Here is a 24,627-nt window from a genome sequence, read left to right as displayed (position 1 = left end):
ACGGAGTTTAGGTTTAACCACCGGCATGAAGATTTAGGTAAAATATTAATGAAGATGCTTCGAAATAACCCAATTTAATATTTTTGCTTCCTAAGCCCCTAAAAAAATGCACCGTATTAACGGTGCATTTTTTATATTTAAATCGCAGCAGGATTATTTAATCATGTAATCTACAGCAGCTTTGATTTCGTCGTCGGTCAATGAAGGATTGCCGCCTTTAGCAGGCATCATACCTTTCTTGCCGGTAAAGCCTTCGATTGAGTGTTTGTACAAAGTGTCTTTACCTTGAGCCAAGCGTTCTTTCCAATCGGCAGCATCGCCAACTTTAGGAGCACCGGCTACACCTGAAGCGTGACAGGCCATGCACAAACCGTCGTAAACTGCTTTACCGTCAACACCGGCAGCGGCTGGTGCAGCAGCTTCAGCGGCAGGGGCGGCTTCTGCAGGTGCTGCAGCGGCTTCGCCTTCAGCAGGAGCGGCATCTGAAGCAGCAGCTTCGGCAGGAGTAGCTGCGCCTTCATCAGGGTTAGGGAAAGAACCGCCTGATTTGTTGGCCATAAATACAATCACGCGTTTCAATTCTTGATCGGTCAAGTCAGCCGCGCCACCTTTGGCAGGCATGGCGTTGAAACCGTTAAGCGCGTGGTTGAACAGGGTGTCGAAACCTTGTGCAATGCGTGGCGCCCATTCGGCGTTGTTTTCCAGTTTTGGCGAATTTGGCACGTTGCTGTCAGACGCGTGACATTGGATACAGATTTTATTGAAGATAGCTTCGCCTTGGCGTTCGCCTACCGGAATACCGTCGCCCAACACAATTTGGCCGGTCGGCTGAATACGGGTTTGGGTGGCTGATTCGGTGGTTTGGTCGACATCGCTGAATGACGCGCTGCCGGCCAGCTTGATGAAGAAGAATACGGTCGCGAGCAAAATAACGATACCGCTCACAAGGGTGAACAATGCTGAGCCTTGGGCTTTGCTGTTACTGAGTTGTTTCATTTGGTAGGCCTCGCCGTTAGGTTAGGTTGTGCTATAAGGTTATATTTGGTTTGTTAAACGGAATTAACAATATTTTGCTGGATTATACTGAATTAACAGGTGCTTTCCAATCTATCTGCTCGAAATTCTGCAAAAAACTTTAAAAATAAAAATTTTGCATGAGTTAAGAGTTTGTAATATATAAATATTCTTAAGATTGGATTTTGTTGCCGTGTGTAGCCTTTCATTCACTTGGCACATTAATTTTGCCAAACACCCGAATTTAAGCTAATCTTACGTTTTTCTGTACCCGTAGCTCAGTTGGAAGAGCATCAGTTTCCGAAGCTGAAGGTCGCTGGTTCGATCCCAGTCGGGTGCGCCAAAAAGCTTATTATGTAAGAGGCCGTCTGAAAAGAGAAGTTTTTTCAGACGGCCTTTTGATTTACTTCAAATTATCGTCTTATTTCAAGACTTCGGCAAAGGCGTCGGCCACATATTCGACGTTGCTCGGATTCAATCCCGCCACGCACATGCGGCCGGAAACCAAGAGATACACGCCGAATTCTTCGCGCAAACGGATTACCTGTGCTTCGGTCAAGCCGGTGTAGCTGAACATGCCGCGCTGCTTGATGAAGTAGCTGAAATCTTTATCCGGAATTTTCGCGCTCAATACTTCATATAAACGCTGACGCATGGCACGGATGCGGTCGCGCATGCCATACACTTCGCTTTGCCACAGCGCAAACGATTCCGGCGTGTTCATTACATCAGCGGCGATATAGGCACCGTGGGCGGCAGGGCTGGAATAAATGCGGCGCACGGTGAATTTCAGTTGGCCGAACACCAGTTCTGCTTCTTCCTGCGTCGGGCAAACCACGCTCAGGCCGCCAACGCGTTCGCCGTAAAGTGATAAGTTTTTCGAAAACGAGTTGCTCACAAATAGCGGCAAGCCCATGTCGGCGGCTTTGCGGATGGCGTAGGCATCGCTGTCCAAATCTTCGCCGAAGCCTTGATAGGCAATGTCCATAAACGCAATCAAACCGCGCGCCTGAATCACCTCCAACACTTTATCCCATTGCGCTTCGGTCATGTCCACGCCGGTCGGGTTTTGGCAGCACGGATGCAGAATCAGCACGCTGTTTGGTGGCAGCGTTTCAAAAAACGCCACCATTTCATCGAATTTTACGCCGATGGTGGCCGGGTCGTAATACGGATAAGTGCCGACTTCAAAGCCAGCGCCTTCAAAAATGCTTTTGTGGTTTTCCCAGGTCGGGTCGCTGACATAGGCTTTGGCATCGGGAAACCAGCGGTGGATAAAATCGGCGCCGATTTTCAATGCGCCCGAGCCGCCCAAGGTTTGGATGGTGGCGATGCGTTTTTCTTTCATGGCAGCATGGCCTTTGCCGAACAACAAATGCTGTACCGCCTCACGATACGCGCCCAAGCCTTCCATCGGCAGGTAAGGGCTGGTGCGCGGTTCGGCCGCACGTTTCACTTCCGCCTGACGCACCGATTGCAACACCGGCATTTTGCCTTCATCGTCAAAATAAATGCCGATGCCTAAATTGACTTTTCCCGGACGGGCATCGTTGTTATACACTTCGACCAAGCTTAGAATCGGGTCGCCGGGGTAGAATTCGACATGCTGGTACATGATGTTTCCTTTGAATCTCTCAAAAATAGGGCGGATAAGTTTTGATGAATGGGATTTTGGCATAAACCAAGATTGTTGACAATTCTATTATCGGGCCATCTGAATATTTAACGCTTTCAGACGGCCTGTTATAATGTCGCGTTTATGTGTAGCCGTTTGAGAGAAGGAAAGATTTATGACGCAAACCATCTGGCAGGCAGGGCGTTTTAAGATTGATTTGGTCGCGCCGAAAATCATGGGGATTGTGAACCTCACGCCGGATTCGTTTTCAGACGGCGGCACTTATTCGCAAAATGTTCAGACGGCCTTACGGCACGCCGAGCAGTTGTTGAAAGACGGGGCGGATATTCTCGATATCGGCGGCGAATCTGCACGGCCGGGTTCGGATTCTGTGTCGCCCGAAGAAGAATGGCAACGCGTGCAGCCGGTGTTGGCGGAAATCGGCAAATGGAATGTGCCGGTGAGCTTGGACACGCGCCGCGCTGTGGTTATGCAGCAGGCATTAGCGCAAGGCGGTGTGGACATCATCAATGACGTGGCTGCGTTGACCGATGAAGGCGCGGTGGACGTGTTGGTGCGTTATCCCGACATCGGTATTTGCCTGATGCACATGCAGGGTTTGCCGAAAAACATGCAGGATAATCCGCAGTATCAAGATGTGGTCGGCGAAGTGGCGCGTTATTTAAATGAACGCGTGGCGGTGTGTGCCCAAGCCGGTATTGCTGCCGAACGCATCACGCTTGATCCGGGTTTTGGCTTCGGCAAAACGCTGCAACACAATATCGCTTTGATGCGCCATTTGCCCGAATTGATGCAGGCCACCGGTTTGCCGATGTTGATTGGCGTGTCGCGCAAAAGTATGATTGGTGGGTTGACCGGTGAAAACACGCCGTCTGAACGCGTTCACGGCAGCGTGGCAGCAGCATTAGCATCCGTGGCGCGCGGTGCGCAGATTATCCGCGTACATGATGTAAAGGCCACTTCGGATGCGCTGAAAGTGTGGCAGGTGTTGGGCGTTTAAGCGATGGATACATACCTTGATGCCGTCTGAAATACAAGTGTAATGAAACTATACCTTTCAGACGGCATCTAATCGCGTTAGGCAGATTTCGCCTGTTGCCCGGGCAATCTCTTTTATAATTTTTCCAATTTCAAACGAACGGAGCAATCTCCATGGCAAAAAAATATTTCGGTACCGACGGTGTGCGCGGTGAAGTGGGTCAATTTCCGATTACCCCTGAATTTGTGTTGAAACTGGGCTATGCCGCCGGTCAGGTGCTGGTGCAGCATGATGCCGAGCAAAAACCGACCGTGTTAATCGGCAAAGACACACGCATTTCCGGCTATATGCTGGAAGCCGCGCTGATTGCCGGTTTCACCGCAGCCGGTGTCAACGTGATTCAAACCGGCCCGCTGCCGACCCCAGGCGTGGCTTATCTGACCCGTGCTTTGCGTTTGTCGGCCGGTGTGATGATTTCTGCATCGCACAATGTTTATTCCGACAACGGTATCAAATTCTTTGCCGAAGGCGGCGTGAAGCTTTCTGATGAAATTGAGTTGGAGATCGAAGCTAAAATCGATCAGGAAATGAAAACCCTGCCATCTGACAAACTCGGCCGTGCGTGTCGTATTAACGGCGCTGACGACCGCTACATCGAATTTTGTAAATCCACTTTCCCGGCCAACTTAGATTTGCGCGGTTTGAAATTGGTGGTTGATACCGCCAATGGTGCGGGCTACGATGTGGCGCCGAAAGTGTTCCACGAGTTGGGTGCCAAAGTGATTTCCATTGGTGCTGAGCCAAATGGTTACAACATCAACGAAAAATGCGGCGCTACCCATACCAAAACCCTGCAAGCGGCTGTGTTACAAAATGAAGCCGACTACGGCCTCGCTTTGGATGGTGACGGCGACCGCCTGATGATGGTCGATAAAAACGGCAAAGTGTACGATGGCGACAGCCTGATTTACGTTATCGCCAAAGCCCGTGCGCGCGAAGGCATCGAAATCGGCGGCGTGGTTGGCACCGCGATGACCAACATGGCGATGGAAATTGCCTTGAAAGAGCAGGGCGTGAACTTCTGCCGTGCTAAAGTCGGCGACCGTTATGTGTTGGAACAATTACACCAACGCGGCTGGTTGATCGGCGGCGAAGCCAGCGGCCATATTTTGTGCATGGACAAACACAACACCGGCGACGGCCTGATTTCAGCCTTGCAGGTATTGGCGGCATTGCGCATTTTGGGTCAGGACTTGGCCACTGTGTGCGCCGATTGGCAGCCATTCCCGCAAACCATGATTAACGTGCGCATCCAAAAAGGCCAAAACTGGCAGGAAGCGTCTAAAGACGTATTGGCTGAAGTGGAAAAAGAGCTGGAAGGTAAAGGCCGTGTGGTGTTACGCGCTTCCGGTACCGAGCCTGTGGTGCGTGTGATGGTGGAAGCCAAACAAGCCGACTGGGCGCAAAAAGGTGCCGAGCGCATCGCTGCAGCGATTCAGGGTGCGAAAAAATAATTCCATTGTAATCAATGGCGAAAGGCGGCTGAATCGAGCCGCCTTTTTTGTTGCGTTCGGTTAATTTAATGAATATTTGATGAAATCGGCTTGTTATGCTTTCAGACGGCCTTATCTATTGGTAGAATAGCAATATTCAACCGACGGTTATACCGCATTCAAATATCAGGCCGTCTGAAACGGTCTGCCAGAATAACTACTTCACTGATGAGAACCACCTGCCGATGTTTGCGTTTTTGGAAGCCTTTTTCGTTGAATACGGTTATGCCGCAGTCTTTTTAGTGCTGCTGGCATGCGGTTTTGGTGTGCCTATTCCTGAAGACGTAACCTTAGTTACCGGCGGCGTGATTTCCGGTTTGGGCTATACCAACGTGCACATCATGGTTGTGGTGGGTATGTTGGGCGTATTGGTGGGCGATGGTTGTATGTTTGCCGCCGGCCGCATTTGGGGACACAAAATCCTGCAATTCAAACCCATCGCCCGCGTGATGACACCGAAGCGCTATGCGCAAGTGCAGGAAAAATTCGATAAATACGGCAACTGGGTGTTGTTTGTCGCCCGTTTCTTACCGGGTTTGCGCACGCCGATTTACATCACCGCCGGCATCAGCCGCAAAGTTTCCTACATGCGCTTTTTGATGATGGATGGCTTGGCTGCTTTGATTTCCGTGCCGGTGTGGGTGTATTTGGGCGATTATGGTGCGAACAACATCGACTGGCTGATGGCAAAAGTGCACAGCTTCCAATCCGGTTTGTTTGTGGTGATTGGCATTGGCGCTGCCGTATTGTTATGGTTTTGGTGGCGCAAACGCCAGCGCATCCGTTTCTACCACGAAAAATTGGCAGAATTGCGCCGCAAACGCAAAGCCGCGGCGGCTGCGAAAGCCAATGCCAAGGCCAAAGCCGATATTTAAACCTTTCGGAAACTTTATTCATGAAAAAGCATCTGACGTTCAGATGCTTTTTTTACGGCCATACATCGGCATAATTTGCCACTGAAGGACATGGATTCATCAGCAAAATCGGTTGTGTCCTGATGGTGGATCACGAATAAAGAGAACAATGGGAGTAAGGTAATGAAATGGATATTAACGGCTTTGCTGTTGGGCGCAGTGCTACCCGCGCAAGCATGCAAACCTGATTTGGCGGCAAAATTATTTATCGGCGCCAACGACAAAAACGGCGACGGTGTGTTGACGGCAAGCGAATGGGCGAATGTCGACACGGCCGGTCTAATCTTGGATTTTGAAGCAGGCGATGCCGGCGCATTCAAACAGCTCGACCGCAATCGCAACGGTAAAATCGAAGTCGGCGAATTGATTCACTCCGTGCGCTTTAAAACCAGTCCATGTGAAGGCTGGCCTTGGCAAAAATAAGCAGATTTGAACTGCAATCATAAATATCGTTACAATAGGCCGTCTGAAAGCAGGATAAATCGCTTTCAGACGGCCTGAAACTTTTGCAAAACTTAATTTGAACTAAGAAAACTATGCCCGTCATTCCCGCGTAGGCGGGAATGACGGTTTAAAGATTCCTAAAAATTGACGAATTTTACAAAGGTTTCAGCCTTTATTTTCGAGTGAAACCCATGACACAAAAAATCTTCGTTCTCTACACCGGCGGCACCATCGGCATGCGCAGCAGCAGCGACGGTTTACGCCCTGATACCGATTTAGTCGGCAAAGCCCTGCAACCGTTTTCAGACGGCCTTCAATTTGATTGGCATGTGTGCGATCCTTTAATTGACTCATCAGCGGTGAATTTGAGCCATTGGCGCGACTGGCTGGCATTGCTGGCTGAAAAAATTCCGCAATACGACGGCATACTGATATTGCATGGCACCGACACCATGGCCTACACCGCCAACCTGCTCGCGCTCGCCTTGCAAGGCTTAGACAAGCCGGTAATATTGACCGGCTCGCAATGGCCGTATGACGCACCCGAAAGCGATGCGCCGCTGAACTTGGCCACCGCTGTTGCCGCATTTGAATTGTCTTTACCGCAAGTGCTGATTGCGTTTAACGGCAAAGTGTTTCCTGCTGTCGGCAGCAGCAAAGTCAGCACCGAAACCGCCGCCGGATTCGACAATCCGCATTTTGGCGCGCTTGCACAATGGCAGCAATCGGACTGGCAATGGCTGGCAAGGCCGTCTGAACGCACCCAATCCGTTTCAGACGGCCTCAATATCCTATCGCTCGATACGCAAGCGAAAGTGGTTTGTCAAACCTTGATTCCCGGTTTCAGCGCGCAATATTGTTCAGATGGCCTGTTGCACACCGATGCGCAAGCGGTGGTTTTACAAAGCTTCGGCCACGGCAATGCGCCAAGCGATGCCACGTTTATCCAAGCGGTGCAAAGCTTTACCGAACGCGGCGGCTTGTTACTCAACATCAGCCAAGTCAAACAAGGATGCGCCGCTGCGGTGTACGCCCAAGGCAGCGCGTTGCGGCAAGCTGGTGTGGTGAATGGCGGTAAGTGCAATTTGGAAACCGCCACCGCGCTGTTGACCTTGGCAGTATCCAATCAATGGAACGCCGCAACCCTGCAAAAAACCTTACGCACACTCGGTTTGCTTGAGGCCGTCTGAAACGGCGTCCAATGCAGATATTTTTTCAGACGGCCTAATGATGAATTTTACCGACAGCCATTGCCACCTTGCCGATCCCGCCTTGCGCGACCGTTTGCCCGACGTTTTGGCGCAAGCGGCCGAGCAGGGCGTAACGCGCTTTATCGTGCCTGCCACGCAGCGCAGCGATTGGGCGGACGTGGTGCAATTATTGGCGATGAACACGCCGTCTGAACAGCGTGTGCATATTGCTTTGGGCATTCATCCGTGGTTTGCCGAGAATGCCGAGTCGCAGGATTTTGCCGAACTTGAACGCTTATTGCAGCGCTATCCGCAAGCATGGGTGGGCGAAACCGGCTTGGATTTTCTGGTGAACAGGCCGTCTGAAACGCAAAAGCAGCAACAAATCGAAGCATTCTGCCGCCAGCTTGAATTGGCGCAAAAATGGCAAAGGCCGGTGATTGTACACAATGTCAAAGCCACCGCTGCGATTGCCGAGGTGGTGAAGCAGACCGGTTTTACCCAAGGCGGCATAGCGCACGCGTTTTCCGGCAGCGTGGAAGAGGCGCAAATTTTGCTGCGTTGTGGCTTTAAAATCGGCATCGGCTCGCTTTTGCTCAATCCCAACGCGAAAAAAGTGCGGCAAGTGGTGGCGAAACTGGCTTGGCAGGATATGGTATTGGAAACCGACAGCCCGTTTATGTTGCACAACCAAACCAACACGCCTGCCAATGTGCGGCGAATTGCGGAAATCGCGGCGCAATTAAGTGGAGTTGATTTAGCAGAAATCGCTTGTAAAACTGAAGAAAATATCTCAAAATTGCTCAAACAAACGGCTAAACCTGCCGACTTAACATAATCATGCTGTTTTACATTGCACCTTTCACGACACGCACGAGGATTTCCCATCATGAACGTTCCGGCCATCATCGCCGGCATTTTGGTGTTGGGCGGTTGCAGCGGATTTGTCAAACCGGATTATCGGATTGATTCGGCTGTGGTCGGCCAGCAGCATGCCATTCAGAATATTCAAGTCACCATCAAAGAGCAAAACAAAGCCCATGTTTACAACCATTGCGTGTGGTTGAGTGCGCAATGTTATGGCGAGCCTTATGAAGAAATGCGACGCGAGTTGCAAAATGCCTTGGGCGATGCATTGGCGCTCAACAGCAAGTTGGTGAAAAAGCCGATGAACCTGACGGTAGATGTGTTGAAATTACAAGTAGAGCCCGGTTTGCGCAGTAAGGCGACGGCGAAAATGAGCTACCGCCTGACCGATATGCAAAGTGGCCGCGATAAATTCACCACCGAAATCGAAAGTGAAGGCAATGCGTTTCAGGTCGGCTTCAGCCACCACGAGAGCTTGGAGCAGAATCAGGCTTTAAACCAAGCCGTGCAAAACAATCTCAGCACTTTTGTACAGCAATTGCAGACACAGCGTATATTATCTTTTTGAATTTACGTTAAAACACTTTATAATAATGCCCATTCATGCCGTCTGAACCCGTGTTTCAGACGGCCTTTGTCTTGGAAAAAATATGAAACCGTCTATTTTAGAAAAATTACAACAACTTAGCGAACGTTTGGAAGAAGTTACCCATCTGCTCGGCCAGCCCGAAGCCACTGATGATATGGACAACTACCGCAAGCTCACGCGCGAACACGCCGAGCTGACGCCGGTGGTAGAAGTGTTCCAAAAATATCAGCAGGCGCAAAGCGATGTGGTGGAGGCGCAGGAAATGTTGGCCGATCCGGATATGAAAGAATTTGCCGCCGAAGAAATCGAAGCGGCCAATGCGCTGATTGAAGAATTGGATGTCGAGCTGCAAAAGCTGCTACTGCCTAAAGATGCCGATGACGACAAAAACATTTTCATCGAAGTGCGCGCCGGTACCGGTGGCGATGAAGCGGCTTTGTTTGCCGGCGATTTATTGCGCATGTACAGCCGCTACGCCGAGCGCAACCGCTGGCAGGTGGAAATCGTGTCGGCCAACGAAAGCGAGTTAGGCGGCTATAAAGAAGTGATTGCCCGTATTGTCGGCTTGGGCGCATACAGCCGTCTGAAATTTGAATCCGGCGGCCACCGTGTGCAGCGTGTTCCTGCCACCGAAAGCCAAGGCCGCATCCACACATCGGCGTGTACCGTTGCTGTGATGCCTGAAGCCGATGAGTTGGAAGACATTGAATTAAACGCCGCTGATTTGCGCATCGATACGTTCCGCGCATCAGGCGCAGGCGGTCAGCACATCAACAAAACCGATTCCGCCGTGCGCATTACCCACTTGCCGACCGGCATGGTGGTTGAATGCCAAGACGGCCGTAGCCAACACGCCAATAAAGCGCAGGCGATGAAAGTGTTGGCGGCGCGTTTGAACGATGCCCAAAAGCGCGAAGCCCAAGCCAAAGAAGCTGCCGAGCGCAAGAGCTTAATCGGCAGCGGCGACCGTAGCGAACGCATCCGCACCTACAACTACCCGCAAGGCCGCGTCACGGACCACCGCATCAACCTGACCTTGCACAAGCTTGATTTCATCATGGATGGCGATTTGGAAGAATTGACCAATGCACTGATTGCCGAGCATCAAGCCGAGTTACTTGCGGCGATGGGCGATTGATGGTGATGAAAGCAACGAAATAAGCATCAAGGCCGTCTGAAAGTGTTACCCTTTCAGACGGCCTTGGTTTATTCATATCATTATAAGCTAAAAATTTTATCTGATTTCAAACAAAGTTAAGTCGATTTAACCTGAAATTCCGTTGTAATCGGTGTAAACCGCTGCGCTGAAGTGCTAAAATGGGCGCGAATTTATCTTTTTTATCCCCACGAAAAGGAACAAACATGTCAAACGTATTGGTTGTACCCGTTTCCGCCCGCATCGACAGCTGGGCGACCACTCAGGCTTTGGCGGCTGCATTGCCGAATGCCCAAGCCCTGCGCGCATTAGATGAAAACGGCTTTGGCGAAAAGCTGTTGGCGCAAGGTAAAAGCGACGACTGGTTGGACGCGCTGGTGGGCAAAATCAGCGAAATGAACGCGGAAAACGTGGTCATTAAAGGCATTCGTCCAAATGCGGATAAAGTATTCTTGGCCACCAAAAACTTTGAATTGGCCTTGTCGTTGGATGCAGCGGTGGTGTTTGCTGTGGGCGCGTGCGACGAAGAAAACGAATTGTGCGAAACCGACGTTGACGACATCGTGCAAAAATTGAATCTGGCTAAGCAATCTTACATCACCGCGCCGGGTGTATTGGCCGGTTTCGTGTTGGACAATGCCGCACCGGGCGTGGGCAAAGCCGCTGCCGAGCAAACCGGTTTGACTTTCTTTGGTTCAACCGAGCAATTGGGCGATGTGAACGAGTTGGCCAACCGCGGCCGCAACCGCTTATCACCATCACAATTCCGCGTGAACATGATGGACACCGCCCATAAAGCCAACAAACGCATCGTGTTGCCGGAAGGTGCCGAGCCGCGTACCGTGCAAGCGGCGGCGATTTGTCATGAAAAAGGCATTGCCCGCTGCGTATTGCTGGCGCCGCGTGCCGAAGTGGAAGCTGTGGCCAAAGAGCGCCACATCAACTTGCCGGATTCTTTGGAAATCATCGATCCTGCCGATTTGATTGAGCAATACGTTGCGCCGATGTGCGAACTGCGTAAGAGCAAAGGTCTGACCGAAGAGCAAGCGCGTGAGCAGCTGCAAGATACCGTGGTGTTGGGCACCATGATGATGGCGCAAAACGATGTGGACGGCTTGGTTTCTGGTGCAGTGCACACCACCGCCAATACCATCCGCCCTGCATTGCAATTGATTAAAACCGCACCGGGCGCGAGCTTGGTATCGAGCATTTTCTTCATGTTGCTGCCAAACCAAGTTTTGGTGTACGGCGACTGCGCGGTCAATCCGAACCCAACGCCTGAACAATTGGCCGACATCGCCATTCAGTCTGCCGATTCAGCCAAAGCCTTCGGTATCGAGCCGAAAGTAGCGATGATTTCTTACTCAACCGGCACTTCCGGCGCCGGCCCTGACGTAGAAGCCGTGGCACAAGCCACCCAAATTGCGCAACAAAAACGCCCTGATTTGGCGATTGACGGCCCATTGCAATACGATGCCGCTACCGTACCAAGCGTGGCCAAATCTAAAGCACCAAACAGCGCGGTTGCCGGTCAGGCGACTGTGTTGGTGTTCCCAGATTTGAACACTGGCAACTGTACTTACAAAGCGGTTCAACGCAATGCTAACGTATTGAGCGTGGGCCCAATGCTGCAAGGTTTGCGCAAGCCGGTAAACGACTTGTCGCGCGGCGCATTGGTGGACGACATCGTGTACACCATCGCGCTGACTGCCATCCAAGCAGCGCAAATGGAAGCCTAATCGCTTGAAATTGCGATAAACTTTATCAAGGCCGTCTGAAAAGTTTCAGACGGCTTTTTGTTTGGCATAGTTTGTTTTAAACGACTATATCCACATATATGCGGCGCAATCTATCCCAATCCCCGACCGCATTTTCTGTGTAATCCTTGTGGATAAATCAGATGATGGTTTGAAAACAAAAGAGAAAATTACGCTGCTTAAATAATAAGCAATAAGTTATCCCAAAAAAACTGAAGCCATGTTTTCAGACGGCCTATTGGGTTATAATCCGAGCCTAATCCCTACACAGAGCCAAAAAAGAATGAGCGCTTACCAACAGCAGTTAAACGACAAAATCCGCTATTTAACAGAATTATTCCAAGGGTTCGATTTTCCCGAAATCCAAGTATTTGAATCGCCGGAACAACATTACCGTATGCGTGCAGAATTCCGCGTGTGGCACGAAGGCGACGAGATTTTTTACGCCATGTTCGAGCGCGGACAAAAGGCCAGCGGCGCGAGCTTGGTGCGTTGCGACCAATTTGCTGCCGCCGATACCGCCATCAACGCCTTAATGCCGCGCCTGATTGCGGCAGTCAACGAACAGCCGATTTTGAAAAACCGTTGGTACGCAGTCGAATTTTTGGCCACGCTCAGCGGCGAAATGTTGGTCACCATGATTTACCACAAAAAGCTCGATGCCGAATGGGAGGCTGCCGCGCGCGCCTTGCAAGAGCAATTGGGCGTGTGGATTATCGGCCGCAGCCGTGGGCAAAAGCTGGTGTTGACCCAAGATTTCGTCACCGAAACCTTGCGTGTCGGCAATCAAGATTTCCATTACCGCCAAATCGAAGGCAGCTTCACCCAGCCCAATGCGCGCGTGTGTGAAAAAATGCTGGCATGGGCGTGTGAATCCGCAGAAGGTCTGGGCGGCGATATGCTCGAGCTTTATTGCGGCAACGGCAATTTCACCCTGCCTTTAGCCAAGCAGTTCCAACGCGTATTGGCGACCGAAGTCTCGAAAACATCGGTCAACGCCTCGCTGTGGAACATCGAAGCCAACCAAAGTCACAACGTCAAAATCGCCCGATTGTCGGCCGAAGAATTTACCGAAGCCTACACCCAAAACCGCGAATTCCGCCGCCTGCAAGAGCAGGGCGTGGTGCTGGCCGATTATCGGTTTTCCACCATCTTCGTCGATCCGCCCCGCGCCGGTATTGATGACGAAACATTGAAACTCGTAGCGCAATTTGACAACGTGATTTACATTTCCTGCAATCCCGAAACCTTGCGCAGCAATCTCGAGAAGCTCACGCAAACCCACAGCATCGAACGTGCGGCATTGTTCGACCAATTCCCATTTACGCACCATATTGAAAGCGGTGTGTTGTTGAAATGGAAAACACAACGCATGGCTTAAGGTAAGTTGCTAAAACCACAGGATATACATCAAAAGGCCGTCTGAAATCTTTCAGACGGCCTTTAAACTTAAATAAATTAATTACTTAACACATCAACACCCTTAGGCGGGGTGAATTTGAATGCGTTGCGCGACAGATTAGGTTTGGTGTTCAAGCCACTGAAGTTAATCGTGGTTTGGTTGCCGAAGCTGTCTTTCAATTGCATGGCAGCCAAGGTGTCGCCTTTGAAGCCGATGCGGATGTATTGATAGCCGGCGTTGTTTTTCTTGGGTGTGGCCAAAACGTAATCAATGCCATTGGCTGAACCGTCTTCTTTCAGCGTGTAGCTGCTGTCAAGAGCGGTTTTGTTGGACAAAATCGCGGCAGGGCTGTCGCCGATGGCTTGGTTTTGTGATGATTTGGTCACTTGGGCTAAATCGACATCGTAAAGCCAGATGGTTTTGCCATCGCCGACGATGGTTTGTTTGTAAGGCTTGGTGTATTCCCATTTAAACAGACCCGGGCGCAGGATTTGGAATGTGCCGTGGGTGGTTTGGGTTTTCTTTTTGCTTTTGACGGTTTGGCTGAAGTTGCCGCTGATGCCGTCTGAATCGCTGTTGAATTTTTTCAGGGCATCTACTGCACCTGCTTGAGCCAAGCCGATGGCTGCGCTCATGCTGACAGCTGCAATCCATTTCAAAAGGGTTTGTTGTTTCATACTGCGTTTCCTTCGTTTAGGGGAAGATGGCTTAAGTATAGGCGTAATTTCGCGGCTTACAAGGGGCGGTATGCGCATTTAATTTTTGTAAAGGTGTGAATTTGAGTTTAGGGAGTTGAATCTTGGTTGTTTTTATGTGGTTAAGCGGATATTTTTTCACATTTTTTTAATTCCGGAATGGTAGGAAAAGCGGCATTTACGTTGTGCTTTACACAACAATGCATGAAGATTGGTATAAAGACTAGGCCGTCTGAAAAAGGGTGTCACGTTATAATAGGAGCTTCCATCGTTTTGAGAAACATCATGCCTTACAGCCCTTATGCTTTGCTTGAGCGTGCTTTGCTATCCAGTGATCCCGATGAGAAAAGCGCGTTGACCAATCAATTGTTTGCCGAAATCCAACATGCCGAGTTAATTGATGACGGCACGCATCCGCCGTTGGACTTTCGTTTTGCCGGTCGGCCGCAAAAGCCGGATTTGGTGCCTGCTTCGGCGGTAAAGCCGCGCAAGATGACCACGCCGGAAGGGTATGGTGCGCTGTTGCACGCGATTGCGCATATTGAATTTAATGCCATCAATCTGGCTTTAGACGCGGCTTATCGTTTCCGTCTGCTGCCGACGCAGTTTACCCGCGATTGGATACAGGTGGCGAAAGAAGAAGTTTACCATTTCAACCTGATGCGTGATCGTTTGCGCCATTATGGTTTTGATTATGGCGATTTTGAGGCGCACAATCATTTGTGGGACATGGCTTATAAAACCGCTTATGATCCCTTACTGCGCATGGCCTTGGTGCCGCGCGTGTTGGAAGCGCGTGGTTTGGACGTGACACCGGGGATTCGTGCCAAAGTAGAGCAGCGCGGCGATGCGGAAACCTGTGCGGTGTTGGACATCATTCACCGCGACGAAGTCGGCCATGTGCAATTTGGTAATCATTGGTATCAGTATTTATGCCGCGAACGCGGTTTGGAACCGATTGCTTTATTCCGCCAATTGATTGCGCGTTACGATATGTTTATTTTCCGTGGTTATGTGAATATCGAAGCGCGGGAAAAGGCAGGTTTTAGCGCATTTGAACTGGCGATGCTGGAAGATTTTGAGGAAAGCTTGAAAGCAGGAAAGGCCGTCTGAAAAGTAAGTGTGCCATTTGTAAAACGGTTGCCGATATGCGCAGGGCGAACATCATTAAAATCTGTTAAAATATGCCGTCTGAAGTTTACATCTGTTCAGACGGCCTTTTTTTATAAGGAAGATTCATGACCCAAGCCGTATTATTCGACTTAGACGGCACACTTGCCGACACCGCGCTGGATTTGGGCGGTGCATTGAATTTTGTATTACGCGCCAATGGTTTGGCCGAGAAAACGATGGATGAAATCCGCCCGTTCGCCAGTCATGGCGCTAATGGTTTGCTGAAAATGGGCGCGGGTATTACGCCCGAGCATCCCGAGCATCCGCAATGGCGGCAGGCTTTTCTTGACCGCTATGATGAATGCTATGCCGATGAAACCATGTTGTTTGAAGGGGTAAACGATTTACTGCGCGAACTCGATCAACGCGGCTTGGCATGGGGCATCATCACCAATAAGCCGGCGCAGTTTACCGATAAATTGGTGCCTAAGCTTGGTTTTGCCGTGCCGCCTGCGGTGGTGGTAAGCGGCGATACTTGCGGCGTGGCCAAGCCGAATGTGAAACCGATGTTGCACGCGTGCGAGCAAATCGACGTGAAGCCCGAAGATTGCGTGTATTTGGGCGATGCCGAACGCGATATGCAGGCAGCCAAAAATGCCGGTATGAAAGCGGTGTTGGTTAATTGGGGCTATATCGCCGAAACCGACGACACAGAAGCGTGGTTGCAAGACGCGCGTATTGATAGGCCGATGGATTTATTGGCCATTTTGTAAAACAAACCAATGCCGTCTGAAACATTCAGACGGCCTTTAGCATAAATTAAACCATACAAAACAAAGTATCTAAAATGGATGTTATTTTAATCATAGGGTTGATTGTATTACTGATTGTGGCTTTGGCCGTGATATTGAGTTGGGCGGAACGACGTAAAAAAGCCAAGCTTGAGGCCGAAAAGCAGCTCGAGCAGGAAAATGCGTTGTCGCGTCAGGCGGCGAAAGAAAAAATGCAGGTGGCGGTGGTGGCCAATCACGGCGATGAACCATTGGAAACAGACCAAGCCGATATTTCCGACAACGATTTAAATAAAATCAAAGCGGCTTACGCCAAATTTGAAAAAGACGTGTTGGCATGGGAAACCAAGCTGCAAGTGAAATCGGAATTTTCTGGCGATGAAGAAGCATTAATCCGCAAAGAGCAGCTCAAATACCGCATGTATTTTGAAGAAGCATTTTATGAAAAACACGGCAATTCAATCACTTCTCAAGAATGGCGCCAATGGACAGATGCTTTTAGCGAATTGCTCGAACGCCATGCCCGCCTGATTGCAGAAGAAGAATTGCCAAGCGAAGATGATGAAGAGGAAGACGAAACAGTAGAATCTGTTGAAACCGAAACATTTAATAAAACGCCGTCTGAAACACCATCACAACAGATGCCGTCTGAAAATCATCAAGCGGCTGAAGTAGAAGAAGTGGCATCCAATCAAGCAGCATTGGCCGAAGCCGAAACTTTGCCAGCTGCCGACCAAGACGTGGTTGAAGTTGAAACCGTTGCATCAACAACGCCACAAGCAGCCGTTGCCGCAGCAGAGCGTAATACACCGACCACGCCACTGCGTGCTGCCGTTTTCCCGGCTAGTTTCACTGCTGCCGATGAACCGCGTGCCGAAGTGGATGAAGACGAACTCAAAGGCCGCGAGCGCGAATTGTGGGAATATGCCAACCGCCGCAATTTGTCTAAGCGCGAAGCAGGCGACCGCTATGAACGCTATCTCGGCTATCTTTATGAGCGCGCAGGCTGGCGCGTGGAATATTACGGCTTAACTGAAGGTGTGGCCAATTCTAATCGCGGCATTGATTTGATTTGCGAAAAAGACGGCATCACTCATTTCGTGCAAACCAAATATTGGAGTAATGGCGTGGTGGCCAAAACCAATGTCAATAATGTCATCGACCGCATCGTGAAAAACATGCAGAGCATCATTGATAAACGCGCTATTCGCGGTGATGTACAGGCGGTGTTGGCCGCCAAACCGAAATTATCCGAGCAGGTAGCGGCTTATGCGCAAGAGCAGGGCGTGTTGCTGCTGGATGATTTAACGCTGCAGGCGTATCCGCTGGTGAAATGTCATACCGGCAAACGCGGCAGCAAAAAATATTTCCTGCCTTATTTAGCGGATAAAAATCCGGCCAAATACGAAGAAATTCGCCAAGGCGCATGGGAGCCGTATGATTTGGTGCGAATGGATATGGCCAATGGTGATGTGTATGTCCACACCATCGAAGAAGCCGAAAACTTGGGCTATAAATACAGCAACCGCGCTTAAATTTCAAAAAAGCACACTGATTTGAAGTGTGCTTTTTTTGTGGCAAAAAGATTGCAGCAAAAAGGTTGCAGTTTGTCGGCATAAAGTGAAATCCGGTTTTCAGACGGCCTGAAAAGTCGTAAAATTTTAAAGGTTACTGTTTCACATTATCATTTTTTATGGCGGGTTAAACTTGAATCAAAGTTGGGCAGAAATGCGCCGTCACTTTATCCAAACGATCCGCGATCTTCAAATCAAAGCGAGCAAACACATGTTTTTTGATACCATTCAAGCCGCGCCTGCTGACCCGATTTTGGGCTTGGGCGAAGCGTTTAAAGCCGAAACCCGTCCTGAAAAAGTCAATCTCGGCATCGGCGTCTATAAAAACGCCCAAGGCGAAACCCCGATTGTCAAAGCCGTAAAAGAAGCGGAAAAACGCTTGCTGGACACCGAAACCAGCAAAAACTACCTGACCATCGACGGTGTGGCCGAATACAACGCGCAAACGCAGATTCTGTTGTTTGGCGCCGACCACGAAATCATCGCCAGCCGCCGCGCCAAAACCGCACAAAGCTTGGGCGGCACCGGCGCATTGCGCGTGGCTGCCGAATTGGCCAAACGCCAGTTGGGCGTAAAAAAGGTTTGGATTTCCAATCCGACTTGGCCGAACCACAATGCCATTTTCAAAGCCGTCGGCATTGAAGTGTGCGATTACCGCTATTACAACGCGGCTGAACACAAGCTGGATTGGGACGGCCTGATTGCAGACTTGAGCCAAGCCGAAAAAGGCGATGTGGTGCTGCTGCATGGCTGCTGCCACAACCCGACCGGTATCGACCCAACGCCTGAGCAATGGGATAAACTGGCGCAAATGTCGGCAGAAAAAGGCTGGTTGCCACTGTTCGACTTTGCTTATCAAGGCTTTGGCAACGGTTTGGAAGAAGATGCTTATGGTTTACGCAGCTTCTTGAAATGCAATAAAGAATTGCTGATTGCCAGCTCGTATTCGAAAAACTTCGGCATGTACAACGAGCGCGTGGGTGCGCTCACCGTGGTGGCGGAAAATGAAGACATCGCCAACCGCGTTCACAGCCAAGTTAAAACCATCATCCGCACACTGTATTCGAATCCGGCTTCACACGGCGCCAATACCATCGCGCTGGTGTTGAAAGATGCGGATTTGAAAGCGCAATGGATTGCCGAGCTCGACGAAATGCGCGGCCGCATCAAAGCTATGCGTGAGAAATTTGTTGAATTGTTGAAAGCCAAAGGAGCGACACAAGATTTTGATTTCATCATCGAACAAAACGGCATGTTCTCATTCAGCGGCTTAACACCTGAACAGGTTGACCGCTTGAAAAATGAATTTGCCATCTATATCGTGCGCTCAGGCCGCATCAACGTGGCCGGCATGACCGATGACAATATCGACTACTTGTGCGAAAGCATTGTGAAAGTGCTGTAAGCATTTCTGATATGATCAAGGCCGTCTGAAACGAAAAGTTTCAGACGGCCTTTTGTTTTACGTGTAGATAATCAGCCCTTGTATGCCCCACAAAATCACCGCATAGCGCAATAATTTGCCAATCAATAAAATCACAGCACATTTTAGCCAATTTAATCTTAACCAACCTGCGGCAATTGGCAGCGCATCGCCGATAATTGGCACCCAAGCCAACAACAGCGTCCATGTGCCATAGCGTTCAAACCAGCGCATCACTTTTTCAGACGGCCTTTTTTTATCAGGCAGCAATCGACCCATGCCGTATGAAACCATGCTACCCAAGCCATTAAATAAGCCTGCACAAAGCCATCCACCCCAAGCATGAACAGGAAATTGGTGCGCAAATACGGCAAACGCAGCTTCGGATGTGCCGGGCAAAATGGTGGCGGAAGTGAAAGCGGAAAAAGCCAAGGGAATGTAAGCGTAAAGTAAAGACATGTTGAAATTATTCTGTAGGAATATAACGATGAAAGTGGGCTGTAAGCAGTTCAAACAACAATATTATTTGATTTACCACAATTTTATGGCAATTCTGACAAAATTGCAGAAATAATGGTTTGCAAAATAACAAAATATCAGTATGATTTCATCTTAAATTAACGTAAGTTAACTGTATTAATTTAATTTGATTACAATAAGACGAAAGGCACCTCATGTCTGCGCAAACTCATAAAGGCAATACCCCGGCTTTAACGGTATTGGGTTCTCTCTTCTTCATGCTGGGTTTCATCACCTGCATGAATGATATTTTGATTCCTCATTTGAAAGAAATTTTCAACCTGACTTATGTACAGGCGATGTTGATTCAATTTTGTTTCTTCAGCGCGTATGCGATTATGTCGATTCCGATGGGTCATTTTGTTGAAAAATTCGGCTACAAAACCGGTGTGATTGGCGGTTTTGTCGTAGCAGCGGTAGGTTGTTTGCTGTTCTATCCAGCCGCCGGCAGCCACTCTTATGCGGTATTTTTGGGCGCTTTGTTTATTTTGGCCAGCGGTATTGTATTGCTGCAAGTGGCGGGTAACCCTTATGTAACCTTGCTTGCGCCAAAAGGCAAAGAGTCAACCACTCTGACCTTGATTCAGGCGTTTAACTCATTGGCGACCATGATTGCGCCGCCGCTGGGCGCAATGTTGATTTTTGTGGACGCAACTGCTTCTGAAGCCGAACGCATTTCTTCTGTGCAAATCCCTTACTTGGGCTTGGCCGGCTTTATGTTGTTGCTGGCGGTGGCTGTTGCCATGATTAAGTTGCCGGATGCGCGCAAAATCGCTCAAGAAGAAACCGAAGCCAATCACGACGGTAAAACCAGCGTGTGGCAATACAAACACATGGTATTCGGTGCGGCCGGTATTTTTTGCTACGTGGGTGCGGAAGTAGCCATCGGCTCAATGATGATTAACGCTTTGGAAGCCTTGGCCGGCTTGAACCACAGTACTGGCGCAGCATACTTGTCGATTTACTGGGGCGGCGCGATGGTGGGTCGTTTCGTAGGTTCGGCTTTGATGAACAAAATTGCGCCAAACAAATATCTGGCCTTTAATGCAACTGTAGCCATTTCGTTGATTATTATTGCGATTTTGGCAGGTGGTGGTGCTGTAACCATGTGGGCATTGTTGCTGATCGGTTTCTTCAACTCAATTATGTTCCCGACCATCTTCTCTTTGGCAACCAAAGGTTTGGGCAAATTCACCGGCACTGCTTCCGGCGTGATTTGTACCGCGATTGTGGGTGGTGCGATTGTACCGGTGGTACAAGGTTGGGTGGCCGATACTTATGGCCTGTTGCCTTCTTACATCGTATCGGCAATCTGCTATGTGTACATCGTTTTCTTTGCAGTAAAAGGCTACAAAGCCGACGAAGCATAAAACCGGTTTGTTTTGAAAAGGCCGTCTGAAATTCAGACGGTCTTTTTGTTTGCGGGGCAATCATCTCATGATAATATTTTGATGAAAACATGCGACTAAGGTAAAAAATTGTTTGTAAAATGACGTAAACCCGATAAAATGCCAAATGTCTCAAAGATAGGAAACAGAATATGTTCAGCTTTAAATCACTGCTTGACATGCCGCGCTTAGAAGCGGTGGTGGTAGCGGTTTTACTGGTGGCCATGATGGGTTTTACCATTATTTCACTCGGCTGGCTGCCGCATATGTCGATTATCAGCGCGATTATTGTCCTGATTTTGTATGGTTTGTGTCGTGGTTTGAAATACAACGACATGCAAAACGGCATGATTCAGGCCATCAGTCAAGGCATGGGCGCGGTGTATCTGTTTTTCTTTATTGGTTTGATGGTAAGCGCGCTGATGATGAGCGGTGCGATTCCGACGCTGATGTATCACGGCTTCGGCTTGATTTCTCCGACTTATTTTTACTTCTCGGCGTTTGCCTTGTGTTCGGTGGTCGGTGTGGCGGTGGGCAGCAGTTTCACCACCTGCGCCACAGTCGGTGTGGCCTTTATGGGCATTGCCACCGCGTTTGAAGCCAATCTGGCGATGACCGCTGGTGCCATTGTGTCAGGCGCGTTTTTCGGCGATAAAATGTCGCCTTTGTCGGACACCACCGGTATTGCCGCTTCGATTGTCGGCATTGATTTGTTTGAACACATCAGAAACATGATGTACACCACCATTCCGGCCTGGTTGATCAGCGCGGCCTTGATGTTGTGGGTGTTGCCGACGGTAGCGATTGATGATTTGAACAATATTGAAAATTTCCGCAATGCCTTGGAAGCCACAGGCTTGGTGCATTTGGATTCGCTGATTCCGTTTGCTTTGCTGGCGGTATTGGCGATGATGCGCGTGAACGCAGTGGTATCAATGATTTTCTGTACCATTGCCGCTTTGGTGGTCACGTATTTCCACAGCAGCCCTGATTTGCAGCAATTGGGCGCATGGTTCTTCGGCGGCTACAAGCTGGAAGGCGAGCAATTTAAAGACATTACCCGCCTGATTTCACGCGGCGGCTTGGAAAGTATGTTCTTCACGCAGACCATCGTGATTTTGGGCATGAGCTTGGGCGGTTTGCTGTTTGCCTTGGGCGTGATTCCGGCTTTGCTCGACATTATCCGTAATTTCCTGACCAACATCAGCCGCGCCACCTTCAGCGTGGCAGCCACATCTTTGGGCGTGAATATTTTGATTGGCGAGCAATACTTGAGTATTCTGCTTGCCGGTGAAACTTTCAAGCCGGTTTATGACAAACTCGGCCTGCACCAGCGCAATCTGTCGCGCACGCTGGAAGATGCGGGCACGGTCATCAATCCTTTGGTGCCTTGGAGCGTGTGCGGCGTATTTATTAGCCAAACCTTGAATGTGCCGGTGTGGGAATACTTGCCGTTTGCCTTCTTCTGCTATTTGAGCCTGATTTTGACGCTGGTTTTTGGTTGGACAGGTTTGACCCTGACTAAAAAATAATATTGACAACAAAGGCCGTCTGAAAATAAAACAAGTATTTTCAGACGGCCTTTTGATTGAAAAGAACCCACAATGCAACCCAGTTTAGATGTCATTATTCCTTGTTACAACGCCGCTGCAACCTTAGAGACGGCGGTCAAAAGCGCATTAAGGCAAGCCGAAGTGCAAAATGTATGGCTGGTCGATGATGCGTCTACCGACAATACGCGCGATGTGATGGCGGCTTTGGCTGCGCAATATCCACAAGTGCGCACCGAATATTTGGCGCAAAACGGTGGGGCAGCGAAGGCGCGCAACTGGGGTGCGCTGCAAAGCCAAGCCGATTTGATTGCGTTTTTGGATGCTGATGACGAATATGAGCTGCAGGTGCTGACCGCTGCCTACATAGCCTTGGCACAATTTTCCTATCTCGGTATGGTGCGTTTGAAATGCAGCCCGATTGGCTTTCCGGCGCATTATCTGCAACATGCCGATTTTGCCCAAGCATGGCAGCGGCTTGAAATGACCGTAGGCGGCAATATAGTGTGTCGCCGCAGCATTTTTCTGGCAGCCGGTGGTTTTCCGCAAGATGCCTTGTTTCGTCAGTTTGGTGGCGAAGATGTCGCACTTGGCATTGCTTTTACCCGCAGCAGCGTGGTGGGCACTTTGTTCGGCAAGCATGATGCTGCGGTGCGCCATATTTACCGCTCGGGCATTCATGCGGAAAGATTGCTGGATTCGGCGCTTTACGGTAAAAGCATCGATGGTTTAACCGAAGCACACCGCCAACAAGCGGAAGCGGTGACCGACAGTATTTGCCGCCGTCTGGCTGAAGTTAAGGCGCACGGTGCATTCGAACAAAGCGGCATCATGGCGCTCACCACAACGTATCAAAATCAATAATAAAAGGCCGTCTGAAAAATATTTTTTCAAACGGCCTTGTACTATTCTACCCAACCTTGTAAATTCTTTTTCGCCAATTCGGCCAGCGCATTCACCCATGCCGGACTATCGTTTAAGCACGGAATAAACTGATATTGTTTGCCACCGGCTTCGTGAAATTGTTCGCGTCCCATCAGGGCGATTTCTTCCATGGTTTCCAAACAATCGGCCAAGAAGCCCGGGCAGAACACATCTAATTTGGTCACGCCTTGTTTGGGCAATTCATTAAACAAATCCTGCGTGCTCGGCCCCACCCATTTAGCCTTGCCGAATTGGCTTTGGAACGAAACGATGTATTCGTTTTCACTCAAGCCCAAGGCTTCAGCCAGCAGTTTGGCGGTGTGGTGGCATTCTTTCGGGTAAGGGTCGCCATCATCATGATTTTTCTGTGGAATGCCGTGGAAACTCAGCATCAGTTTCTCGCCGCGGCCATGTTCCGCCCAATAAGCTTGGATATGCTGTTTCATTGCTTCGATGTAGCCGGCATCATCATAAAAACGCGATACGGTGCGCACGCTCATTTGGTTGCGCTGTTGCAGCAACTCGGCAAGCACCTTATCCAAGGCCGCGCCGGTGCTCGAAGCAGCATATTGTGGATACAGCGGAATCACCAACACATTGCCCACGCCTTGATTTTTTAATTCTTGCAACACTTCCGGCACACCCGGATTACCGTAAGTCATGGCATGGCGCACGATGACATTGGGCAGCGCCGCCGCCAATGCCTTGGTTTGACGTTCGGTATAAACTGCTAAAGGTGAGCCTTCTTTAAACCAGATTTTTTCATAACCATGCGCGCTTTTTTTCGGGCGCAAAGTCAACACCAAACAGCGCAAAATTGGTTGCCAAATCAGTTTCGGCAATTCCACCACACGCTGGTCAGACAAAAAATCCTTCAAATACGGGCGCACGGCTTGCGCGGTCGGCGCATCGGGTGTGCCTAAATTCATCAAGACCACGGCGGTTTTGTTTTGCTGCTCGTAAGAAAGGGTAGGTTCGGTTAAAAAATGCGGCATGGCTGGCTTTCGCGAAAAAAGGAAGTGAGAAATTATAGCAATAAAAAGGCCCTTACATTCGCATTTCAAGTGCAACGCTCAAATGCCATTGGCAAGGGCTGCTGAAAACAGATCACCCGGTGTCTCATAGTCCAATGTCTTTCTCGGTCGGCGG

The 24,627-nt window shown here is 49.8% G+C and carries 22 protein-coding genes, 1 tRNA gene and 1 pseudogene; 19 read left to right on the top strand and 5 right to left on the bottom strand.

Features of this window, described 5'->3' with window-relative positions; translation table 11 throughout:
* Positions 1-78, top strand: a pseudogene (locus CRG49_RS07305) (IS1595 family transposase); the annotation flags it as partial.
* Positions 79-153: 75 nt separating this feature from the next.
* Here CRG49_RS07305 and CRG49_RS07300 read toward each other — a convergent pair.
* Complete coding sequence (locus tag CRG49_RS07300; RefSeq protein WP_095503529.1) at positions 154-996, bottom strand: cytochrome c5 family protein; 843 nt, start codon at positions 994-996, stop codon at positions 154-156.
* Between the two features lie 285 nt (positions 997-1,281).
* On the opposite strand from CRG49_RS07300, the gene CRG49_RS07295 reads away from it, so the two are divergent.
* Positions 1,282-1,357 (top strand) — tRNA-Arg (locus CRG49_RS07295).
* A gap of 78 nt (positions 1,358-1,435) precedes the next feature.
* On the opposite strand, the gene CRG49_RS07290 is transcribed toward CRG49_RS07295, so the two are convergent.
* Positions 1,436-2,629 carry an amino acid aminotransferase gene (locus CRG49_RS07290; RefSeq protein WP_095503530.1) on the bottom strand — a complete coding sequence of 398 codons (1,194 nt, stop codon included), beginning with the start codon at positions 2,627-2,629 and terminating at the stop codon, positions 1,436-1,438.
* Positions 2,630-2,804: 175 nt separating this feature from the next.
* Between CRG49_RS07290 and folP the strand changes: the two genes are divergently transcribed.
* From folP to trmA, 10 genes are all read left to right on the top strand, one after another.
* Positions 2,805-3,650: a dihydropteroate synthase gene (folP, locus tag CRG49_RS07285; protein WP_095503531.1), complete on the top strand. Its 846-nt coding sequence runs from the start codon at positions 2,805-2,807 to the stop codon at positions 3,648-3,650.
* 152 nt (positions 3,651-3,802) lie between these two features.
* On the top strand, positions 3,803-5,143 hold the full coding sequence (gene glmM, locus CRG49_RS07280; RefSeq protein ID WP_095503532.1) for a phosphoglucosamine mutase: 1,341 nt from the start codon (positions 3,803-3,805) through the stop codon (positions 5,141-5,143).
* 224 nt (positions 5,144-5,367) lie between these two features.
* Complete coding sequence (locus CRG49_RS07275) at positions 5,368-6,057, top strand: DedA family protein (RefSeq protein ID WP_095503533.1); 690 nt, start codon at positions 5,368-5,370, stop codon at positions 6,055-6,057.
* 162 nt (positions 6,058-6,219) lie between these two features.
* Positions 6,220-6,519 (top strand): hypothetical protein, encoded by a 300-nt coding sequence (locus tag CRG49_RS07270; RefSeq protein ID WP_095503534.1) that lies wholly within the window; start codon positions 6,220-6,222, stop codon positions 6,517-6,519.
* A 212-nt stretch (positions 6,520-6,731) separates the two neighbouring features.
* Positions 6,732-7,730, top strand: coding sequence for an asparaginase (locus CRG49_RS07265; protein ID WP_095503535.1), 999 nt, complete (start codon positions 6,732-6,734; stop codon positions 7,728-7,730).
* 40 nt (positions 7,731-7,770) lie between these two features.
* Positions 7,771-8,568, top strand: coding sequence for a TatD family hydrolase (locus CRG49_RS07260; RefSeq protein WP_095503536.1), 798 nt, complete (start codon positions 7,771-7,773; stop codon positions 8,566-8,568).
* A gap of 51 nt (positions 8,569-8,619) precedes the next feature.
* Positions 8,620-9,165 (top strand): hypothetical protein, encoded by a 546-nt coding sequence (locus CRG49_RS07255; protein ID WP_095503537.1) that lies wholly within the window; start codon positions 8,620-8,622, stop codon positions 9,163-9,165.
* A gap of 82 nt (positions 9,166-9,247) precedes the next feature.
* Entirely contained in the window at positions 9,248-10,324 is a 1,077-nt protein-coding gene (gene prfA / locus CRG49_RS07250) for a peptide chain release factor 1 (RefSeq protein WP_095503538.1), read from the top strand.
* Positions 10,325-10,548: 224 nt separating this feature from the next.
* Complete coding sequence (gene pta / locus CRG49_RS07245; RefSeq protein ID WP_095503539.1) at positions 10,549-12,081, top strand: phosphate acetyltransferase; 1,533 nt, start codon at positions 10,549-10,551, stop codon at positions 12,079-12,081.
* 301 nt (positions 12,082-12,382) lie between these two features.
* Positions 12,383-13,480, top strand: coding sequence for a tRNA (uridine(54)-C5)-methyltransferase TrmA (trmA, locus tag CRG49_RS07240; protein ID WP_095503540.1), 1,098 nt, complete (start codon positions 12,383-12,385; stop codon positions 13,478-13,480).
* 77 nt (positions 13,481-13,557) lie between these two features.
* Here the strand turns inward: trmA and lolA are convergent, their stop codons facing one another.
* Positions 13,558-14,178: an outer membrane lipoprotein chaperone LolA gene (gene lolA / locus CRG49_RS07235; RefSeq protein WP_095503541.1), complete on the bottom strand. Its 621-nt coding sequence runs from the start codon at positions 14,176-14,178 to the stop codon at positions 13,558-13,560.
* 303 nt (positions 14,179-14,481) lie between these two features.
* Here lolA and CRG49_RS07230 point away from each other — a divergent pair, with 303 nt between their 5' ends.
* From CRG49_RS07230 to CRG49_RS07215, 4 genes are all read left to right on the top strand, one after another.
* Positions 14,482-15,309 carry a ferritin-like domain-containing protein gene (locus CRG49_RS07230; protein WP_095503542.1) on the top strand — a complete coding sequence of 276 codons (828 nt, stop codon included), beginning with the start codon at positions 14,482-14,484 and terminating at the stop codon, positions 15,307-15,309.
* 125 nt (positions 15,310-15,434) lie between these two features.
* Positions 15,435-16,082, top strand: a complete 648-nt coding sequence (locus CRG49_RS07225) for an HAD family hydrolase (protein WP_095503543.1) — start codon at positions 15,435-15,437, stop codon at positions 16,080-16,082.
* Between the two features lie 74 nt (positions 16,083-16,156).
* Positions 16,157-17,635, top strand: coding sequence for a hypothetical protein (locus tag CRG49_RS07220; protein WP_095503544.1), 1,479 nt, complete (start codon positions 16,157-16,159; stop codon positions 17,633-17,635).
* A gap of 250 nt (positions 17,636-17,885) precedes the next feature.
* Positions 17,886-19,079: an amino acid aminotransferase gene (locus tag CRG49_RS07215; RefSeq protein ID WP_095503550.1), complete on the top strand. Its 1,194-nt coding sequence runs from the start codon at positions 17,886-17,888 to the stop codon at positions 19,077-19,079.
* Positions 19,080-19,136: 57 nt separating this feature from the next.
* On the opposite strand, the gene CRG49_RS07210 is transcribed toward CRG49_RS07215, so the two are convergent.
* Entirely contained in the window at positions 19,137-19,556 is a 420-nt protein-coding gene (locus tag CRG49_RS07210; protein ID WP_095503545.1) for a YqaA family protein, read from the bottom strand.
* Positions 19,557-19,771: 215 nt separating this feature from the next.
* On the opposite strand from CRG49_RS07210, the gene CRG49_RS07205 reads away from it, so the two are divergent.
* The 3 genes from CRG49_RS07205 (at position 19,772) to CRG49_RS07195 (ending at position 23,418) form a co-directional block, all read left to right on the top strand.
* Positions 19,772-20,986: a sugar MFS transporter gene (locus tag CRG49_RS07205; RefSeq protein ID WP_095503546.1), complete on the top strand. Its 1,215-nt coding sequence runs from the start codon at positions 19,772-19,774 to the stop codon at positions 20,984-20,986.
* 170 nt (positions 20,987-21,156) lie between these two features.
* Positions 21,157-22,536, top strand: a complete 1,380-nt coding sequence (gene nhaC / locus CRG49_RS07200; RefSeq protein ID WP_095503547.1) for a Na+/H+ antiporter NhaC — start codon at positions 21,157-21,159, stop codon at positions 22,534-22,536.
* 72 nt (positions 22,537-22,608) lie between these two features.
* Positions 22,609-23,418 (top strand): glycosyltransferase family 2 protein, encoded by an 810-nt coding sequence (locus tag CRG49_RS07195; RefSeq protein ID WP_095503548.1) that lies wholly within the window; start codon positions 22,609-22,611, stop codon positions 23,416-23,418.
* Between the two features lie 41 nt (positions 23,419-23,459).
* Here the strand turns inward: CRG49_RS07195 and hemH are convergent, their stop codons facing one another.
* The gene (hemH, locus tag CRG49_RS07190; RefSeq protein ID WP_095503549.1) at positions 23,460-24,473 is read right to left on the bottom strand and encodes a ferrochelatase; all 1,014 of its coding nucleotides are present in this window, start codon (positions 24,471-24,473) and stop codon (positions 23,460-23,462) included.
* Positions 24,474-24,627: the final 154 nt, after the last annotated feature.

The organism is Neisseria sp. N95_16 (genome assembly GCF_002551535.2).
Lineage (GTDB): Bacteria > Pseudomonadota > Gammaproteobacteria > Burkholderiales > Neisseriaceae > Neisseria > Neisseria brasiliensis.
This window is presented reverse-complemented; position numbering and strand designations above follow the sequence as displayed.

What these genes read in the sequence shown, in the direction of transcription:
- CRG49_RS07300 (WP_095503529.1), bottom strand. Translation starts at nt 996, where the DNA reads ATGAAACAACTCAGTAACAGCAAAGCCCAAGGCTCAGCATTGTTCACC.
- CRG49_RS07290 (WP_095503530.1), bottom strand. Translation starts at nt 2,629, where the DNA reads ATGTACCAGCATGTCGAATTCTACCCCGGCGACCCGATTCTAAGCTTG.
- folP (WP_095503531.1), top strand. Translation starts at nt 2,805, where the DNA reads ATGACGCAAACCATCTGGCAGGCAGGGCGTTTTAAGATTGATTTGGTC.
- glmM (WP_095503532.1), top strand. Translation starts at nt 3,803, where the DNA reads ATGGCAAAAAAATATTTCGGTACCGACGGTGTGCGCGGTGAAGTGGGT.
- CRG49_RS07275 (WP_095503533.1), top strand. Translation starts at nt 5,368, where the DNA reads ATGTTTGCGTTTTTGGAAGCCTTTTTCGTTGAATACGGTTATGCCGCA.
- CRG49_RS07270 (WP_095503534.1), top strand. Translation starts at nt 6,220, where the DNA reads ATGAAATGGATATTAACGGCTTTGCTGTTGGGCGCAGTGCTACCCGCG.
- CRG49_RS07265 (WP_095503535.1), top strand. Translation starts at nt 6,732, where the DNA reads ATGACACAAAAAATCTTCGTTCTCTACACCGGCGGCACCATCGGCATG.
- CRG49_RS07260 (WP_095503536.1), top strand. Translation starts at nt 7,771, where the DNA reads ATGAATTTTACCGACAGCCATTGCCACCTTGCCGATCCCGCCTTGCGC.
- CRG49_RS07255 (WP_095503537.1), top strand. Translation starts at nt 8,620, where the DNA reads ATGAACGTTCCGGCCATCATCGCCGGCATTTTGGTGTTGGGCGGTTGC.
- prfA (WP_095503538.1), top strand. Translation starts at nt 9,248, where the DNA reads ATGAAACCGTCTATTTTAGAAAAATTACAACAACTTAGCGAACGTTTG.
- pta (WP_095503539.1), top strand. Translation starts at nt 10,549, where the DNA reads ATGTCAAACGTATTGGTTGTACCCGTTTCCGCCCGCATCGACAGCTGG.
- trmA (WP_095503540.1), top strand. Translation starts at nt 12,383, where the DNA reads ATGAGCGCTTACCAACAGCAGTTAAACGACAAAATCCGCTATTTAACA.
- lolA (WP_095503541.1), bottom strand. Translation starts at nt 14,178, where the DNA reads ATGAAACAACAAACCCTTTTGAAATGGATTGCAGCTGTCAGCATGAGC.
- CRG49_RS07230 (WP_095503542.1), top strand. Translation starts at nt 14,482, where the DNA reads ATGCCTTACAGCCCTTATGCTTTGCTTGAGCGTGCTTTGCTATCCAGT.
- CRG49_RS07225 (WP_095503543.1), top strand. Translation starts at nt 15,435, where the DNA reads ATGACCCAAGCCGTATTATTCGACTTAGACGGCACACTTGCCGACACC.
- CRG49_RS07220 (WP_095503544.1), top strand. Translation starts at nt 16,157, where the DNA reads ATGGATGTTATTTTAATCATAGGGTTGATTGTATTACTGATTGTGGCT.
- CRG49_RS07215 (WP_095503550.1), top strand. Translation starts at nt 17,886, where the DNA reads ATGTTTTTTGATACCATTCAAGCCGCGCCTGCTGACCCGATTTTGGGC.
- CRG49_RS07210 (WP_095503545.1), bottom strand. Translation starts at nt 19,556, where the DNA reads ATGTCTTTACTTTACGCTTACATTCCCTTGGCTTTTTCCGCTTTCACT.
- CRG49_RS07205 (WP_095503546.1), top strand. Translation starts at nt 19,772, where the DNA reads ATGTCTGCGCAAACTCATAAAGGCAATACCCCGGCTTTAACGGTATTG.
- nhaC (WP_095503547.1), top strand. Translation starts at nt 21,157, where the DNA reads ATGTTCAGCTTTAAATCACTGCTTGACATGCCGCGCTTAGAAGCGGTG.
- CRG49_RS07195 (WP_095503548.1), top strand. Translation starts at nt 22,609, where the DNA reads ATGCAACCCAGTTTAGATGTCATTATTCCTTGTTACAACGCCGCTGCA.
- hemH (WP_095503549.1), bottom strand. Translation starts at nt 24,473, where the DNA reads ATGCCGCATTTTTTAACCGAACCTACCCTTTCTTACGAGCAGCAAAAC.